We start from the raw sequence: 15,938 nt of genomic DNA on the forward strand, positions 1-15,938 counted from the left end.
AGATCAATGACTGCTTTGCCTAAAGATCAAGGCAAAATTAATAATTTAAGATGAGTCTTAAATTGAAAATAATCGTTAGCGGTAAATATGCGAAGCTATATTTGAAATTAATCATACTTCGCACAATACTCACCGCTATACCAACTGAATATTTTCCATTCATTATTTATCCATCCAACAGTTAGATATTTGATAGTTGAAAGAGATGTAGAGTTAAACGAAATGTATCCAACTTTACCATTATTCGTTATTGTTTTTATCCAGGTATTGTCCTTTTTATCAGTTAAAATTCCAGTAGAATAATTACAACAATTACAGGTATAGTAACCTCTGTTTAAATAGCTGATAGTGGAAGAAGATTGTAAAGGTTTTGATTTCAATGGTGTGCTATCTTTTAAAAGGAAGAATTCAGTTTCTAAATCCATCTCTTTGAGAAAAGAAGGCGCTTGTAAAACTTCTGTAATACCTTTGAAATTAACAATTGCTTCGTCTATTTTTATTCTGCTAAATCCTTCTTCTTTTATAATCTTTAATTTTTTCCAATCTTCTAAACCTGATAAGTCTTTGGTAAAGTGAAATTCAAAGAATTCATCCTTCAAGCAACCGGGATAACCACATATATCACTGCTTTCAAAGATAGTGTCATACATTAGTTCTTTCAATAATATTACGCTTTGAAAATGAATTGCTTTGTCAAGTTTTTTGCTGAAGTTTTTGAATTTTGTTTCTTGAATTGTAGGTTGCTTTTTGTTGAATGAAGGAAGTAACTTAACTCTCTGTTCATTTTGATTTTCCTCCTTATTTGATTTGGAATCAGTTCTTGATTGACAGGCAAAAAAGACAATTAAAAGAGAAAAAATTAAAAGTGATTTGTACATCCTATTTGCTTATAAAAAATGTGAGATACTCCTTCCATATATCTTGAACAGGACGTTTATTGAAGTCTAGGGTTTTTAAAATTGAATAATCAACAAAAATTTTATTCATGTTATTTTCTCCGTTTTTAAATACTTCAATTGAAGGTTCTTGGTTTACTATATTGGAGTCGTAACAAGCATCATAATGGATTAATCCAATTTGTTTGATGTTGCTTTTGTTCACATAAAAAAGAATCGAATTCCAGGTATCCCCACTACAACCCAAAGGATTTTGAGTACAATAATATATGCCGGCGCTATCAACTGGTGATGAGTTTACATTCCAATCCAAACCAGTTACTGCTTCAAATCGCCTTGTAGTATTGTTAAATGAATACCAAAATTCAAGATTTGCGTCAGCATCTGCCATAAGCAGTCTCAAATCCATTTGGCCATCATTATTGAAATCAGTTTGTACAAATGATATGAAGTCCAAGGCTTCGTCTATTCGCTGAGTATGGTAAACGGAATCATTTTTTTTGAATGTCAGTTTATAAGAAGGTTCGTTGAAATTTATCTCATTACTCTGAAGCCTTATTTGATGCTGTCCAAATGATGAGTAATAGAATAATAATATGAAACTTAACCAAGCTGATTTCATGAAACCAATTTAGAAAAGGAGTTTCTATTAATTTAGTTCAAATGGAAATTTCAGGAAACGACTTATTATCTGATAGAATCCAGATAAAATTTGCCTATTTAAACTGTTCTTCAAAATAGTTCCATACAGGATCGTCAGGTGTTGGCGCTACAATTTCAATCTCCTCATCCTTTACCGGATGTTTAAAAACCAGTTTGCGTGCATGCAGGTGAATTGATCCATCTTTGTTAGATCTTTTGGCACCGTATTTTAAATCGCCTTTGATGATGCAGCCAATGTTGGTAAGCTGTACCCTTATTTGGTGATGACGTCCGGTTTTAGGGTTTACCTCAATTAAATGATAGCGCTCAGAGCTTCCAAGAAGGCGATAATCCAATTCCGCTTTTTTGGCTGCTTTTTGGTCTTCATTTTGGGTGACGTAGCTTTTGTTTTGCTTTTCATTTTTCTGTAAAAAGTTGATCAACTTTCCCGAAGGTTGTTGAGGAGCTTTTTCGGTTACTGCCCAGTACGTTTTTTGTACTTTGTTGTCCCTAAATAGGGTGTTCATTCGCCCTAAAGCTTTAGAAGTACGTGCAAATAATACAATACCCGTTGTAGGTCTGTCTAAACGGTGAACCGTTCCTAGAAAGACGTCTCCGGGCTTATTATATTTTTCTTTGATGTATTCTTTTACAAAGTCGGATAGGGGAGCATCACCTGTTTTGTCTCCCTGCACAATATCTCCTGCCCGTTTGTTAATTACAATCAGGTGATTATCCTCATACAATACTTGTAATGGTTTAGTATTGCTCATTTTCGTTAGGGAAATCTCCGGTTCTTACGTCCTTGATGTAGTTCTGAAAAGCATCCAACATTTCATCATGCAGATTGTGGTATTTTCTCAAGAATCTTGGGTTAAATTCATTGTTGATTCCCAACATATCATGCACTACTAATACCTGGCCATCTACACCGTTTCCGGCTCCGATTCCTATTACAGGAATGGTCAACTCTTCAGCTACTTTTTTACCCAATGTGGCAGGAACTTTTTCTAATACCAATGCAAAACATCCGGCATCTTGCAACATGATAGCGTCTTCAATCAAACGTTGTGCTTCTTCTTCTTCTTTTGCTCTTACTGTATAGGTTCCAAATTTATAGATAGATTGAGGTGTTAATCCCAGGTGACCCATTACCGGAATTCCGGCAGATAAAATACGGTCAACAGATTCAATCACTTCACGCCCTCCTTCTAATTTAACAGCATGTCCACCGGCTTCTTTCATGATACGGATAGCTGATGTTAAGGCTTCTTTTGAGTTTCCTTGATATGATCCAAAAGGTAAATCAACTACCACCAAAGCACGATCAATCGCTCTGATAACAGAGGCTGCGTGATAAATCATTTGATCAAGGGTAATAGGTAATGTTGTTTCGTGTCCTGCCATTACATTTGATGCTGAATCTCCAACAAGAATTACATCTACTCCGGCTGCGTCAATAATGCGTGCCATTGAATAATCGTAACCTGTCAACATAGAGATTTTCTCATTGTTTTGCTTCATTTCCAGCAAGACATGTGTTGTTACTTTCTTTGCTTCTTTGTGTACAGACATGGTGTCTTTAATTTTAGGGAAACAAAAGTACTTAAAAAGAATCAAGAATCAGGACTCAAGAATCAAGACTTTAGATGCTAGCGGTTAGATCAAAGACATTAGATTTTTAAAAGTCATTGTTCTTTACTCCTTTTTCCTTGCTCTGATTTTAATCACCTTTTAATTAGCACAACATTTCTAACTTTGTAGTATGAAAGAAAACGTACTTGTTTTTGGGGCGAGCATGAATCGCGCAAGGGCATCCAATACAGCTGTTGAATTATTGTCTAATGCCGGACATCACGTTCGTGCATTTGGATTGAGAGAGGGTGAAATAAACGGAGTGCCTATTGAAACGGTATTGCCTGAAATAGAGAATTTAGATACTTTGACCTTGTATGTAGGTCCTCAAAATCAACCGCCTTATTACGATTACTTTTTAAAGTTAAAACCGAGAAGAGTAATTTTTAATCCCGGAACGGAGAACAGAGAGTTTATGGATCTTTTAACAGAGAACGGGATTGCTTATGAAGCTGCCTGTACATTGGTTTTAGTAAGTACGGGGCAGTATTAGTATCGAGTAATATAGTATCAAGTATTTAGTACGCACATTAAAGTTCTGATTTTGTGTGTAATTAGACATTCTTTTATAAGGATCAATTTTGGTGGAATGCAATTTGCTCATTAACTTGGTGTTCATTCTAAAATGAGATTGATTTTAGCCATATTGTCCTTAGGGTGTTTTGTGTTGCAAGCACAAGAATCAAAATCCTTTAAAGGCGTCAACTTTACTATGACCAATAGGCTAACAGCTGCCACAGATATTACACCGGTTGTGGATCTCAACGCCAACTACATTTCTATCATTCCTTATGCATTTGTGAAGGATGATAAGATTGTTTTTGACTCAAAATTTCAATGGATCGGGGAAAAAACAGAAGGCATTAAAAAGTGTATTGAATTAGCTCAAAAGGACGGTTTAAAAGTAATGTTGAAACCTCATGTTTGGATTGGACACGGTACTTATACAGGAGACTTTAAATGCACAGATCCTGACAATTGGGCGGGATTTGAAAAGTCTTATCAAGAATATATAATGCACTTTGTGGACATTGCCGTTGAATACAATGTTCCGGCTTTTTGTATAGGAACTGAATTCGCTTCTTTTATTGAAGCACGTCCCGCTTTTTGGAAAGGCTTAATTAAGGAGATCAAGAAAAAGTATAAAGGAAAGCTCACCTATGCAGCCAACTGGGACGAGTTTGATAAAGTTCCGTTTTGGAATCAGTTGGATTACATTGGCATTGATGCTTATTTTCCTTTGAGCAGCAAGCCAAATCCTAAAATTAGCGACTTGAAGTACGCCTGGAAAGTGGTGATAAAAGCACTTGAGAAATACAGTGCGGATATAGGAAAACCTATTGTTTTTACTGAGTTTGGATTCAAGAGTTCAACGCATTGTACCATCAAACCCTGGGAAGATTCGGACAAGGGAAAATATTCAGAAAAAATGCAGAAGTTGGCCTTCCAAGCTTGTTTTGAAACCATCTGGAAAGAAGAATGGTTTGCTGGAGGATTCATCTGGAAATGGTATCACAATCATGATAAAGCAGGAGGAAAGGGAGATACAGATTATACACCGCAGAACAAATTAGCCGAAGAAACCATAAAAACCTACTTTAAACAGAATGAGTAAGAGTTAGAGAATGAGTATGAGAGTGAGAATGAGTAATGATGAATTGATAATTGCAAATTGCTAATTGTTAATTGTTAATTGCTAATTGAAAATTGCTAATTGTTAATTTAATTAGTCTTTATTCTCAATTTCTGACTCTCTCCAAGCATCTGTCAATCATTTCTAAACAAGTATCAATCGTATGTTTTTTCGTTCTGAATGAAAGTATTGCCATGCGAATGACGTATTTACCATTCAATCTTGTTGAGCTTAAAAAGATGCGCCCGTCTTTGTGAATTTCATCCATCAAGCGTTCGTTAAATTCACTCTCACTCTCATTCTGATTCTCATTCTCATTCTGATTCTGATTCTCATTCTCTGTCACTGGGAACCAAAAATAACTGACAGACAAGTCCGGTTCGGGGCCAACTTTGAAACCTCGTTTAACCAATTCCTCTCTAAAATAATCTGTCAAATACAACTTTTCTTCCAAACAAGCTTTAAACGGAGCAAGGCCATGGACTTTGAGTGGCAGCCACATTCTTAATCCTCTAAAATGCTTTGTTAGTTCAGGACTCACATCCGCCGGATTAAGCGGCCAATCTTCATTTAAGGCATCCTGCATATAATTAGCCGTGTAATGATGTGAGTGAAATAAGGCCTCTTTATTCTTGATCAAAACCGCTCCTAATCCATAAGGCAAAAACAAACCTTTATGCGGATCAATGCAAAGTGAATCTGCCATTTCAATACCTTCAAATTCATCTTTTGCTCTATCTGTTAAGATGAAAAATCCACCATAAGCTCCATCAATATGGTACCACAAATTGTGCTGTTGAGCAATCTTTCCAATTGCCTTTAAAGGATCAATAGCTCCAGTATCTGTAGTTCCGGCACTTGCTAAAACCACAAAAGGGTAGAGACCTTCAGCTTTATCTTGTTTTATTGTTTGCTCCAAAATAGTAGCATCCATTCGCCATTTTTCATCCAGTGGAATGTATCTGATAATTGCATCTTCTAAACCTATTATGCGCAAGGCTTTTTGGGTACAATGATGCACCTGTTCACTTAAGTAAATAACAGATGAAGTGACTTTTTCATTTTTAACTCCATGAAAATCTCTTGCTGCAGTCAAAGCAATTAAATTAGCGATTGATCCACCGGAAGTTAAGTTGCCAACAGCACTTTCAGGGAATCTGAAAACGCCTTTCATCCAATTGATCAGTTCATTTTCAATGGTCACCGCTCCGGGGCCGCCATAAAACATTCCTGCATATTCGTTAGAAACATCTGCAATGTAATCTGCAATGGCAGACAAGTAAATTCCTCCACCCGGAATGTAGCCAATGTGTCCGCCATGAGAAGGAACAATACCTGTTTCTGTCACTTCAGTATGATAGATATCCAACAATTCTTCAATACTGTGCTGCTTTTCATCAATAGACAATTTACTTGTGTCCGGAAGCTTGTCGTAAAATGAATCAATCTTGTCAATGTTAGCAATATAATGGTCTGACCAGTTTTTGACTTGCTGAAAATAGTGCGCTCTTTCATCTTGATTTGGTTCAAGCGGAGCGGAAAGTTTTTCTAAATCTGCCAATTTTTTCAACAATTCTGCCATAGTTACAATTGAATGTGGATATTTGAAAGATCAAGATAATTATTTATGTCTAAAGAGTTGATTCTTGCTTTACTGCTGGGCTATTTTGTTGTGCTCATTCTCATTTCGTTTTTAACGAGCAAAAAAGCAGATAACGACACATTTTATACGGGAAATAGAAACAATCCGTGGTATGTGGTTGCTTTTGGTATGATAGGGGCATCCTTGTCCGGGGTCACATTTATTTCTATTCCTGGAACTATTGCCGGAGGACAGTTTACTTATTTACAGGTAGCGTTGGGGTATATTTTAGGATACGCAATAATCGCTTTTGTTTTATTACCACTCTATTACCGACTGAACTTAACCTCCATTTATGGCTTTTTGGAGCAACGCTTTGGTGTGTACACTTATAAGATGGGAGCCGCATTTTTCATTTTATCAAGATTAATTGGAGCGGCATTGCGCATGTATTTGGTGGCCAATGTGCTGCAAACATTTGTTTTTGACGAATTAGGCGTTCCTTTTGAATTGACAGTGGCATTTAGTATCCTCTTAATATGGGTTTACACCTTTAGGGGAGGAATCAAAACCATTATTTGGACAGATACCTTACAGACTTTATTCATGTTGATTTCAGTAGGATTAAGTATTTACTTGATCTCAGATGACTTGAACATTGCCATTGGAGATATCTACGGAAAATTAACAGATGCAGATTTAACCACCATGTGGCAAACTAAAGATCCACTGGCAGGGAATTATTGGTGGAAAGGAGTAATAGGAGGAATGTTTATTACCCTTGGAATGACCGGAGTTGATCAGGACATGATGCAGAAAAACTTGAGTTGTAAAAACATAGGTGAAGCTAAAAAGAACATGATCTCAATGAGTTTGGTTTTGTTCTTGGTGAACGTGTTGTTTGTGGCTTTAGGAGGATTATTGGTCTTGTATATTCAATCAAATCCGGGAGTTTATGAAGAATGGGTAGCAGTATCATGTGGGGCAGGAACAGACAATGATTTATTGTTTGCTGTAACATCTTTAGAAGGAAGTCTAGGAATAGGATTAGGGATATTCTTTATGTTGGGATTAGTAGCAGCAGCTTACAGTAGTGCAGATTCTGCCTTAACATCATTAACCACATCTTTATCAATTGATTTTTTAGGAGCAGACAAAAAAGAAGACAAAAAAGAATCTGAGAAAATTAGAAAGCGATCACATATAATCATGTCAGTAGCCTTGTTATTGACCATTGTGATATTCAAAGCAGTGAAGAGTGACAGTGTAATTTGGGAGCTTTTTAAAGCCGCTAATTATACGTACGGACCTTTATTGGGATTATTCTTGTTTGGGATTTTCTCAAAAAGAAAAGTCAAAGATATTTTAACAATTCCTGTAAGTATTTTGGTTCCATTATCCATGTATTTTGTGAATATGTATATAGGTGAATGGACTGCAAATGAGGAGGGTAAAGGCTATGCCTTTGGTAGCGAATTATTGGGTATAAATGCCGCACTTGTTTATATCTTTTTATGGATTTTTTCAAAAAAAGGAGAAACAGAAATAAATTAATTGGCACTTTTGTAAGACATCTTTGTGCCAATCGGTCTAAAGATTTTACTTATCGGTGTCAGTATGGCAGATTATTGCATTTGGTACCGAAATTGAATAAGGAAACAACAAATTATTAATAGCATAAAACAAAAACTATGGCAGTAGAAATTACAGATGCAAACTACGACGAAATCGTAGCAAGTGCTGACAAGCCGGTGGTTCTTGATTTCTGGGCAGCATGGTGCGGTCCTTGTAGAATGATTGGTCCATTGATTGAAGAAATGCACTCAGAGTATGAGGGTAAAGCAATTATCGGAAAAGTTGACGTAGACAACAATCCTGGAATTGCACAAAGATTTGGAATCAGAAATATCCCTACGGTTGCATTTATCAAAAATGGAGAAGTAGTTGATAAATCTGTAGGAGCAGTTCCTAAAACTCAATTGACAACAAAACTTGACGCTATCTTATAATTAGATTTCGTTAATCAAAATAAAAGAAGGACTCCATTTCAGGGTCCTTTTTTTATTACTTAATTTAGGGATAATCATAGGTGAACATTTCAACGCGTTCATCTGAATATAAATTCTCCGGCGTGTTTTCATTGTCAAGCACTACGCACTTATAGCCTTCATCCAGCACTTTTTGAATGTGTTCGTCCTCAGGAAAGTAATGGTAAGCCACATAATCTGTATAAAACATAACCGGAATGTGACCAACCATGGTAACATTGGCGTTAAAAACAACAATTTTTTCATTATCGTATTTCTCCTTTAGCTGATCAATAAAAGCCATTTCTTTGTACTCGTCCATTCTTCCTGCTCCTTCCCAATGAATAGTAGAGTGATGCAGTTCAATCCAATCCCATTTAAACATTTTGATGGCAGGGTAAACTACAATTACTGCTCCCAGTACATATTTCAATAATCCGGATTTGATTTTTATTGTAAGTTGATCAAAGATCCATTTAGCTCCTATTACAAAAGCTATTACCACCGCAGGCATTGCAATGATTGTAAATGCCAACATTTTGGAGGCTGCCAGGGTAAAAAACAGGTATACAAAACCTATTAAAAATCCCATAAACAACTTGTGCGAAAAGGATTTGATTTGCCAAATTCCAATAATTACAAAAGGAAGGACAATTAATATGGCATAATCCCAATAGAAATAAATTTCTTTAAAAGCATTTACAAAATGATAGTTCCATTCGCCTCCATGACCTTCAACCACTTCATTGAAATGTTTGGCTGATGCAGCAAATTCATGAGCTGCTTCGGTTGGAAATACAACAAAGCAATATATCTGCCAGGGAAGAAATATGATTAATGAGATGGCAAAAGCTTTAAGCAAGTCAAAATAATTGCTGATTTTCCAAACTTTGAATTTCAGTTTTACAGTAATAACTACAGCCCAACAGACATATACCAATAATCCCATTAACCATTTTACCAAAACAGCTGCTCCGGCCGATATACCCAATAAAATCAACCATTTTTTAGATCTCGATCTTTCATATTCCAACCAACATAAAAAGCTCCAGCTGACATAAAAAAGGAAAGACATATCATTGTGATCAGTAGGAAGTCTACCTGCAACTAGTTCAAGTGGAAAATTGGCAACTGTAATAATTACTGCAGCAATAAAACCTACTTTCTCATTTTTTACAATACTTCCAATTCTGAAAACGACTAATGTGAGCAGAGCATGTAAAAGAACTGATGGTAATCGCACTGCCAATGCATTTACACCAAAGATTTTAATGCTCAAGGCCATTTGCCATAAAAACAAGGGTTGCTTGTGTATCCATACATGATTATTGGCCCAATTTTGATAATTATAGTCTAATATTGGGTATTCATACAGTGTAGGATAGAAGGGATGTTGTGCCATGTGTTTGGCTACCAATGCATGTTGTTGTTCATCCCATAAATTGAGAAAAGGATCCAAATCTGCCATGAAATAAGCCAATACTCCACTGGCTATTACCAGTGTTAATATCCCATATTTTTTACTTCGGTAAAATATTACAACTGAAGCCAATAACAAAAATAATCCGGTAAAAAGGATAGGGAAGTTTTGGGTATCAAGGTGTTCACTCACGATTTAAAATCTGAATCTTTCAGGTCCTTAAAATACTTAACTCCTCCAAGAAATTTTTTAAAAGTGATGTTTTTATTGTAAAGACCTACAGCATTGAACGTAGAAGTAGATTGTTTTAGTGCATTTCTTTTCTTCTTTAAACTTTTAAGATTTGCATACAAACTCATATGCGCCTTAAAAACAGCCCAAAAGTGCTTGAATTGGAACTTTAACAAAAACAAACTTGCTGCTATTCCATCTAAAACCATTCTTCTGAAAAGGATTGATAAACTGCCCTCATGGTTTTTGTAAATGGTATACAAACTGTTTCTAAAGTTCAAATACGTTTTTCGCGGATGCATGTAGTTTAGCGTTCCTCCGCCTACATGATATACGGTTGAATGGCCACAGTAATAGATTTTGTATCCATGTCTTTTCAGTCTCCAGCAAAGATCAATTTCTTCCATGTGGGCAAAAAAGTCTTCATCAAATCCACCCATTTGATGAAATAGGTCAGCCTTGATAAACAAACAAGCTCCGGTAGCCCAAAATACTTCTTTGGTATCATTGAATTGACCTTTGTCTTCTTCAACTATATCAAAGATGCGGCCCCTGCAAAAAGGAAAGTAATTCTTGTCTAAAAATCCGCCTGCTGCTCCGGCATGTTCAAATTGATGTCTGTTTTGTTCAGCCAATATTTTTGGTTGCAAAGCAGCAATTTTATCATCTTGCTGAAACAATTCAATGCAAGGCTGAATCCAATTAGGAGTAACTTCAACGTCTGAATTCAGCAGCACGTAATAATCAGCCTCAATCTTTTTTAATCCGTCATTATAACCTTTGGCAAAACCTCCATTGCTTTCGTTCTCTACCAAATGAATCTGAGGATACTCGCTTTGTAAAAATGAAACCGAATCATCTGTTGAACAATTATCAACAACCCAAATTTCAGCATCTGCCGAGTTTTGAATTACAGAAGGTAAAAACTTATCTAAATAGTCTTTTCCGTTATAGTTGAGTATGACAACAGCTATTTTCATTAATTGGATGCTCCCTTAATAAGGGCGTGAAATTACAAAATAGATTGTTTAACGTCTGTCTATTTCGTTCCAATATAAGTTAGCATTTCCTCCATAATGGATAGATCCTCCCGGATCATCTACGTTGTAGCTAGGCGAATCTCGTTTATAAAGATCATTTTGCCAACGATAATTTTGTAGCTCACCTTGCATATCAGAGTGCAACAAAGGATAATCATTGGTTACCAAATCAGGATTGTAGAAAATAAAGCGAACGTCAGATCTTTGTCCAATACGGTAATAGTGCCAAATTTGATAAGGATATGCACTTGGTTCATTTGGTCTATCAATAAACTGATTTGGAGCACCATATTTTAACCACACTCTTCCACGATCTGTTTCAAAGGCATTTTTAATCTGCGTACCAAACAGTTTCTCACAATAATAAACTGTGTTCTTGTATTTGTACCATTCAACAGTAGTGTTGTTAGGAGCTGTTTGTTGCCAAAATGCCAACAGATATTTTTGCATACGAGTTGTGTCATCAGATTTTAACATTTTTCTGATGGTTTCATACTCATATTTAGGAGCGATAGGCATGATACTTCCTAAAAAATAAGGAATTGAATCACGTGGAATTTCTTCAATCCATTTAGCGTCTAATACAACATCTTCAACACTAATTCCTTGAGGAATCACATCAGATCTTCTTTGAAAAAATGTGTAGTTAGAGGCAATGGTATCATTGTTTTTGTCAATGATGTTGATCAATACATTATAATCTCCTGATGGTAAGCCTGAAATAGGCAAATAGCCGATTACCGGAATAACGGGAGCTGTAGACAATCTTTTGTGTTGGAAAATACCTTCAACTTTCTTTTGGTTATCGTTGTTGGTGATTTCATATGTCATGATAAACTGTTCGTCTTCTCCAATCACTTTTTTGGCATTATACATTTCAAAGTAAAAAGCAATTTTATCCATTTCAGGAGGAAAATAATTGGTCATGTATGGCAACAAAAAGAAACCGTTTTTTACAAAGTTGTTTTTGTCTTCAGATGGAGCTGCAGACTGAATTAAAGCTACATCTGAAAACTGCAATTTATCTGGAGTAAATGGATCAATTTTAAGGCTTTGATTTCCTTGAACCTCTTCACCGGAAACAACATCTTTGATGGTTAACTGATAATCATAGATTCCCGGATCAAGCCCATAATTTTGAATATCAAAGAAGTCATCTACAATTGAATCAATCATTTCAGGAGAATCCAAGCTGTATTTATCTACAAATACAACAGAATCACCAATACTAAAAAGGTGAGTGATTTCAACTTTAGTTACCAGGTTTCCATTTTGATTGGTTTCATATTTAAATGTTCCTCCTGAAAATTGAAGATAGGTAGTAACATATGCTGCCTGATCTGGAGTGTAAAAAACCTTATAGTTGAAAAATGCTCTTGGTTTGGCAAAGGAAATTGCAGCAAATCCAATAAACAATATGGTAAACAGTTGCTTCATTCTGTAAATTAAATCATTACCAATTTAGTAAGAAACAAAGTTACGGCAGTAAAAATTTGATTCAAAGGTTCTAAACATTTATTTAACGGCAGCAGAGAATTTAAATGGTAAAAAAAAGTATTCAATTTTTTTATGTTTCATTTTGTGAATAGGAAAATATGACTACTTTTGCACCTGCCTAATCAAAGGCAGACTCTTTTTTGAGTCCGGGAGAGTTGGCAGAGTGGTCGAATGCGGCAGTCTTGAAAACTGTTGTACCGCAAGGTACCGGGGGTTCGAATCCCTCACTCTCCGCTAACCAACAAAAAGTCCTGTGGAAACACAGGACTTTTTTTATGGAACAAACTCATGAGCTTGCTCAATGAGTATTGTGAACATAAAAAAAGCAAAGGCACAGCCTTTGGGACTTTTTGTAGGATAGACTTCCCCCAAAACGGGATCACGAGCGACTGAAAGGAGCGCGTAATCAGGAGAAAAACAAACTCATGAGCTTTTATATTTCAATTGACAATTAACTTTAATTCTCTATTTATCGATAAATATTACCTCATAATCGACTTACTATTTTTATCCCCAACAATCGTGAATCTATAAAACTGATTGCTTTTCTCGTATTTTGAGGTTATTTACTAATGTTGTTTTATTCTTTTGAAAAATAGAAATTGATCCATTCATCTAAAATTCAGAATTCATCAATTCACAATAATGGGATTATATCTACATTACTCAAAAAAACTATTTTATGATAACCAGTTCAAAGCACATTTTCTCAGGAATATTTATTTTATTTTTTATTCCAATTAATTCAATATCTCAAACAACAGATCAGCAAAAACAGGAAGTACTTTATGAACAAGCAACTCCTTTAATTGAATCTGGAAATTATGCGGGTGCAGTTGCCAAAATGCAAGAAGCATATGACGCATGTCCTACATGTGCAGACGCTATGACTATAAAGTTGCAAATTGACGCCATGGGGCAGTTGACCAAATTGGATGACATGAAGTATACTTGTAGTAATATTCCTACTGATCAAGGTGTGAATTATGATTTTCATAAATCTAACGTTGGAAAAATTCTCTTTTCAAAAACTGAAATAGTAAAAGAAAAGGAAACGTCCGGAATGTTTGAAACTTCTTTTACTACAGCTGATAATATTTACAGCAGAGTTTATCTTCCACATTCTGTTCAATACGAATGTGCTAATATGGGGATGTGTTTTAACAATGCAAGTAATGTAATGTATCGTTGGACGGTTGATGGAGGATCTTATAGTTTTTCAAAAAGTTATTATTCAGACGGAACAAGCACATTTAATGGATATGATCAAGAAGTAATTGATCAGTGGACAACATGGCAACCCGGTTTATCACCCTCTTCAGCTGAAGGTTATTCTTCTTCAGATTTGCAGTTCTTTTATTCTATGTTAGAATTTTTACCAGAAGGAAAACATCAGATAAAACTTGAAATTTATATAGACATTCCTGAAGATGAAGAACCTACTGCTTCAAGATCTGAACAAAATTGTCATAAATACACAACAAAGTTTGGAGCAGAGAAAGTATTAGCATCAGGAGAATTCACTTTGAATGTAAAGGAGTCTGATAAGTCAAAAGTTAAAACTAAGACAGGAACTCTTTCAAAGGCTGAGTTAGATAAAAAGAATCAAGATGCATTTATTGGAACAATGGAATCTTCAGGTATTTGGTTGATTAACAAATGTAGTGAAGCTGTTACTGTAAACACAGGCAATTGTAAAACCACAGTTAAAGGGAATAGTTCAACCAGAATTACTTTGAAAAAAGGATCTTTAATTACAACAGAATCAGGAGTTGTTTTGCAAGAAATTACTTCAGATTGCTCGTCAACTAGATTGGATGTGCCTATCTGCAATTAAGGATAATCAATGATATAATTATATACAATTTAAATTGTCCCGCAGACTAGTATTTAGTTTGCGGGATTTTTTTATTCATAGCAAACATTAGAACTAAATAAATGTCTTTGATTTATTGGTAAGCTTCTAATTTCTTTTTTACCGAAGAAGGAACCATGTTTTCTGCTTTAGCAAAAGCCAATCTCATTGCTCCTTGTTGTAATCAAAGTAAATAATTATATTACTCTATCATGATATTAAGATCCCTCATCCTAATTTTAAGTTCAATAGCTTTTATTTCATTTGGACAAGACAATTTTAACGTAGTTGTATCCACAGCAGTTGGTGATTTAAATAAGGATGGAATTGCTGATTTGGTGCTTGTAACTCAAGATACAGCACAGGATAACGCTCCTTACAAATTAGAAGTATTCTTCACGACAAGTAGCGGAGATAAATCACTAATTGTTTCAACAACAAAAGCAATAGATCCTCAGTATCCAAATGGAAAAGAAGGTTTTCTGAGTGGGGATGGATTTTATCAGGTCGCTATAATAAATGGAGTTCTTTGGATAGAAATGGAACTTTTAAGAGGACACTTTGAACACAAGTTTAGATTTCAAAACAATCATTTTGAACTTATAGGATACACTTATGTTTCATCAGATGGTTTAGGTAAAATGTATTTTATTGATTATAATTTATCTACCGGCAAAAGAATTGAAAAAGTGGAGGATTATGCATCAGATGAGATATTGGAGTATACGGAAAAAGTTGTAAAGCTCAAGGAATTACCAAAACTGGAAGATTTTCAGCCTCTTATGAATAAGCTTTATTAGGTAAAGTGATCCTCTTCAATCATTATTTTACTACATTTATTACTTCATCATTTATACCCAACTTATAAGAAAAGTACAATTTATAATACTCGCATTTGCTGTAATTTTTATTTCTGCTTGTAAAAAAGAAGATCCTAAATCACTACAGCAACAATTAGATGAGAACACTTCCATTTCTGAATTATTAGTAGACTATCCGGTAGATAGTTTTTACGCCAAAAATTATGCTGGAGGATATATTTTCTATCTTGAAAATAACGGGACAGGAATGGTTGTTTGCCCTGAAGATTTAGATACTGACGCCTGGTGGTGCAGTAGTGGAAACAATGTTTCAGGAGCTTCAGATGCCTCAATTGGTGCAGGGTTAACTAACACAAATGAAATTTTAACAGGATGTGGAGAGCCATTGAGTGCAGCAAAAATATGTGATGATGCAACGATAGGTGGATATTCAGATTGGTATTTACCATCCGAAGATGAACTTAAAGCAGTCTACTTTAAAGTGCACCAAAAAGGCCAAGGAAATTTTGCTTCTAATTTTTATTGGACTTCAACTAAAACCAATTCAACTACTGCTCAGCATGTACGTTTTGACAACGGAACCGCCGGTTTTAGTACCATGACAAACGCCCATTACGTAAGAGGAGTGCGTAATTTTTAATAAAATATAGTGAACTATA

At 35.3% G+C, this 15,938-nt stretch carries 15 protein-coding genes and 1 tRNA gene; 8 read left to right on the forward strand and 8 right to left on the reverse strand.

Annotation, left to right across the window (positions count from 1 at the left end; all coding sequences use genetic code 11):
• Positions 1 to 107: 107 nt before the first annotated feature.
• The 4 genes from K6119_RS00655 to panB form a co-directional block, all read right to left on the reverse strand.
• The gene (locus tag K6119_RS00655) at positions 108 to 878 is read right to left on the reverse strand and encodes a hypothetical protein (protein WP_221834488.1); all 771 of its coding nucleotides are present in this window, start codon (positions 876 to 878) and stop codon (positions 108 to 110) included.
• Position 879: 1 nt separating this feature from the next.
• Positions 880 to 1,518 carry a hypothetical protein gene (locus K6119_RS00660; protein ID WP_221834487.1) on the reverse strand — a complete coding sequence of 213 codons (639 nt, stop codon included), beginning with the start codon at positions 1,516 to 1,518 and terminating at the stop codon, positions 880 to 882.
• 94 nt (positions 1,519 to 1,612) lie between these two features.
• Positions 1,613 to 2,311 (reverse strand): RluA family pseudouridine synthase, encoded by a 699-nt coding sequence (locus K6119_RS00665; RefSeq protein WP_221834486.1) that lies wholly within the window; start codon positions 2,309 to 2,311, stop codon positions 1,613 to 1,615.
• Entirely contained in the window at positions 2,298 to 3,113 is an 816-nt protein-coding gene (panB, locus tag K6119_RS00670; protein WP_221834485.1) for a 3-methyl-2-oxobutanoate hydroxymethyltransferase, read from the reverse strand. The genes K6119_RS00665 and panB overlap by 14 nt, the downstream gene beginning before the upstream one ends.
• A gap of 190 nt (positions 3,114 to 3,303) precedes the next feature.
• Between panB and K6119_RS00675 the strand changes: the two genes are divergently transcribed.
• Together K6119_RS00675 and K6119_RS00680 are read left to right on the forward strand one after the other, a co-directional pair.
• Positions 3,304 to 3,666, forward strand: a complete 363-nt coding sequence (locus K6119_RS00675; protein ID WP_221834484.1) for a CoA-binding protein — start codon at positions 3,304 to 3,306, stop codon at positions 3,664 to 3,666.
• Positions 3,667 to 3,798: 132 nt separating this feature from the next.
• Positions 3,799 to 4,788 (forward strand): glycoside hydrolase family 113, encoded by a 990-nt coding sequence (locus tag K6119_RS00680; RefSeq protein ID WP_221834483.1) that lies wholly within the window; start codon positions 3,799 to 3,801, stop codon positions 4,786 to 4,788.
• A gap of 124 nt (positions 4,789 to 4,912) precedes the next feature.
• Here the strand turns inward: K6119_RS00680 and K6119_RS00685 are convergent, their stop codons facing one another.
• The gene (locus K6119_RS00685; RefSeq protein WP_237828066.1) at positions 4,913 to 6,388 is read right to left on the reverse strand and encodes a pyridoxal phosphate-dependent decarboxylase family protein; all 1,476 of its coding nucleotides are present in this window, start codon (positions 6,386 to 6,388) and stop codon (positions 4,913 to 4,915) included.
• Positions 6,389 to 6,433: 45 nt separating this feature from the next.
• On the opposite strand from K6119_RS00685, the gene K6119_RS00690 reads away from it, so the two are divergent.
• Together K6119_RS00690 and trxA are read left to right on the forward strand one after the other, a co-directional pair.
• On the forward strand, positions 6,434 to 7,942 hold the full coding sequence (locus K6119_RS00690) for a sodium:solute symporter (RefSeq protein WP_221834482.1): 1,509 nt from the start codon (positions 6,434 to 6,436) through the stop codon (positions 7,940 to 7,942).
• 137 nt (positions 7,943 to 8,079) lie between these two features.
• Entirely contained in the window at positions 8,080 to 8,397 is a 318-nt protein-coding gene (trxA, locus tag K6119_RS00695; protein ID WP_221834481.1) for a thioredoxin, read from the forward strand.
• Positions 8,398 to 8,461: 64 nt separating this feature from the next.
• Here the strand turns inward: trxA and K6119_RS00700 are convergent, their stop codons facing one another.
• From K6119_RS00700 to K6119_RS00710, 3 genes are read right to left on the reverse strand one after another with little or no spacing between them, the layout of a single operon-like run.
• Positions 8,462 to 10,027, reverse strand: coding sequence for an ArnT family glycosyltransferase (locus K6119_RS00700; protein ID WP_221834480.1), 1,566 nt, complete (start codon positions 10,025 to 10,027; stop codon positions 8,462 to 8,464).
• A complete protein-coding gene (locus K6119_RS00705) occupies positions 10,024 to 11,046 on the reverse strand; it encodes a glycosyltransferase family 2 protein (protein WP_221834479.1) in 1,023 nt (340 codons plus the stop codon). Before K6119_RS00705 ends, K6119_RS00700 begins: the two co-directional genes overlap by 4 nt.
• A 48-nt stretch (positions 11,047 to 11,094) precedes the next feature.
• A complete protein-coding gene (locus tag K6119_RS00710) occupies positions 11,095 to 12,543 on the reverse strand; it encodes a GWxTD domain-containing protein (protein ID WP_221834478.1) in 1,449 nt (482 codons plus the stop codon).
• A 209-nt stretch (positions 12,544 to 12,752) separates the two neighbouring features.
• On the opposite strand from K6119_RS00710, the gene K6119_RS00715 reads away from it, so the two are divergent.
• From K6119_RS00715 to K6119_RS00730, 4 genes are all read left to right on the forward strand, one after another.
• Positions 12,753 to 12,837 (forward strand) — tRNA-Ser (locus K6119_RS00715).
• 448 nt (positions 12,838 to 13,285) lie between these two features.
• Positions 13,286 to 14,440 carry a hypothetical protein gene (locus tag K6119_RS00720; protein ID WP_221834477.1) on the forward strand — a complete coding sequence of 385 codons (1,155 nt, stop codon included), beginning with the start codon at positions 13,286 to 13,288 and terminating at the stop codon, positions 14,438 to 14,440.
• Positions 14,441 to 14,670: 230 nt separating this feature from the next.
• The gene (locus K6119_RS00725; protein ID WP_221834476.1) at positions 14,671 to 15,258 is read left to right on the forward strand and encodes a hypothetical protein; all 588 of its coding nucleotides are present in this window, start codon (positions 14,671 to 14,673) and stop codon (positions 15,256 to 15,258) included.
• 268 nt (positions 15,259 to 15,526) lie between these two features.
• Positions 15,527 to 15,919 (forward strand): Lcl domain-containing protein, encoded by a 393-nt coding sequence (locus K6119_RS00730; RefSeq protein WP_221834475.1) that lies wholly within the window; start codon positions 15,527 to 15,529, stop codon positions 15,917 to 15,919.
• Positions 15,920 to 15,938: the final 19 nt, after the last annotated feature.

It is taken from the genome of Paracrocinitomix mangrovi, assembly GCF_019740355.2.
GTDB classification, from domain to species: Bacteria; Bacteroidota; Bacteroidia; order Flavobacteriales_D; family Crocinitomicaceae; genus Paracrocinitomix; species Paracrocinitomix mangrovi.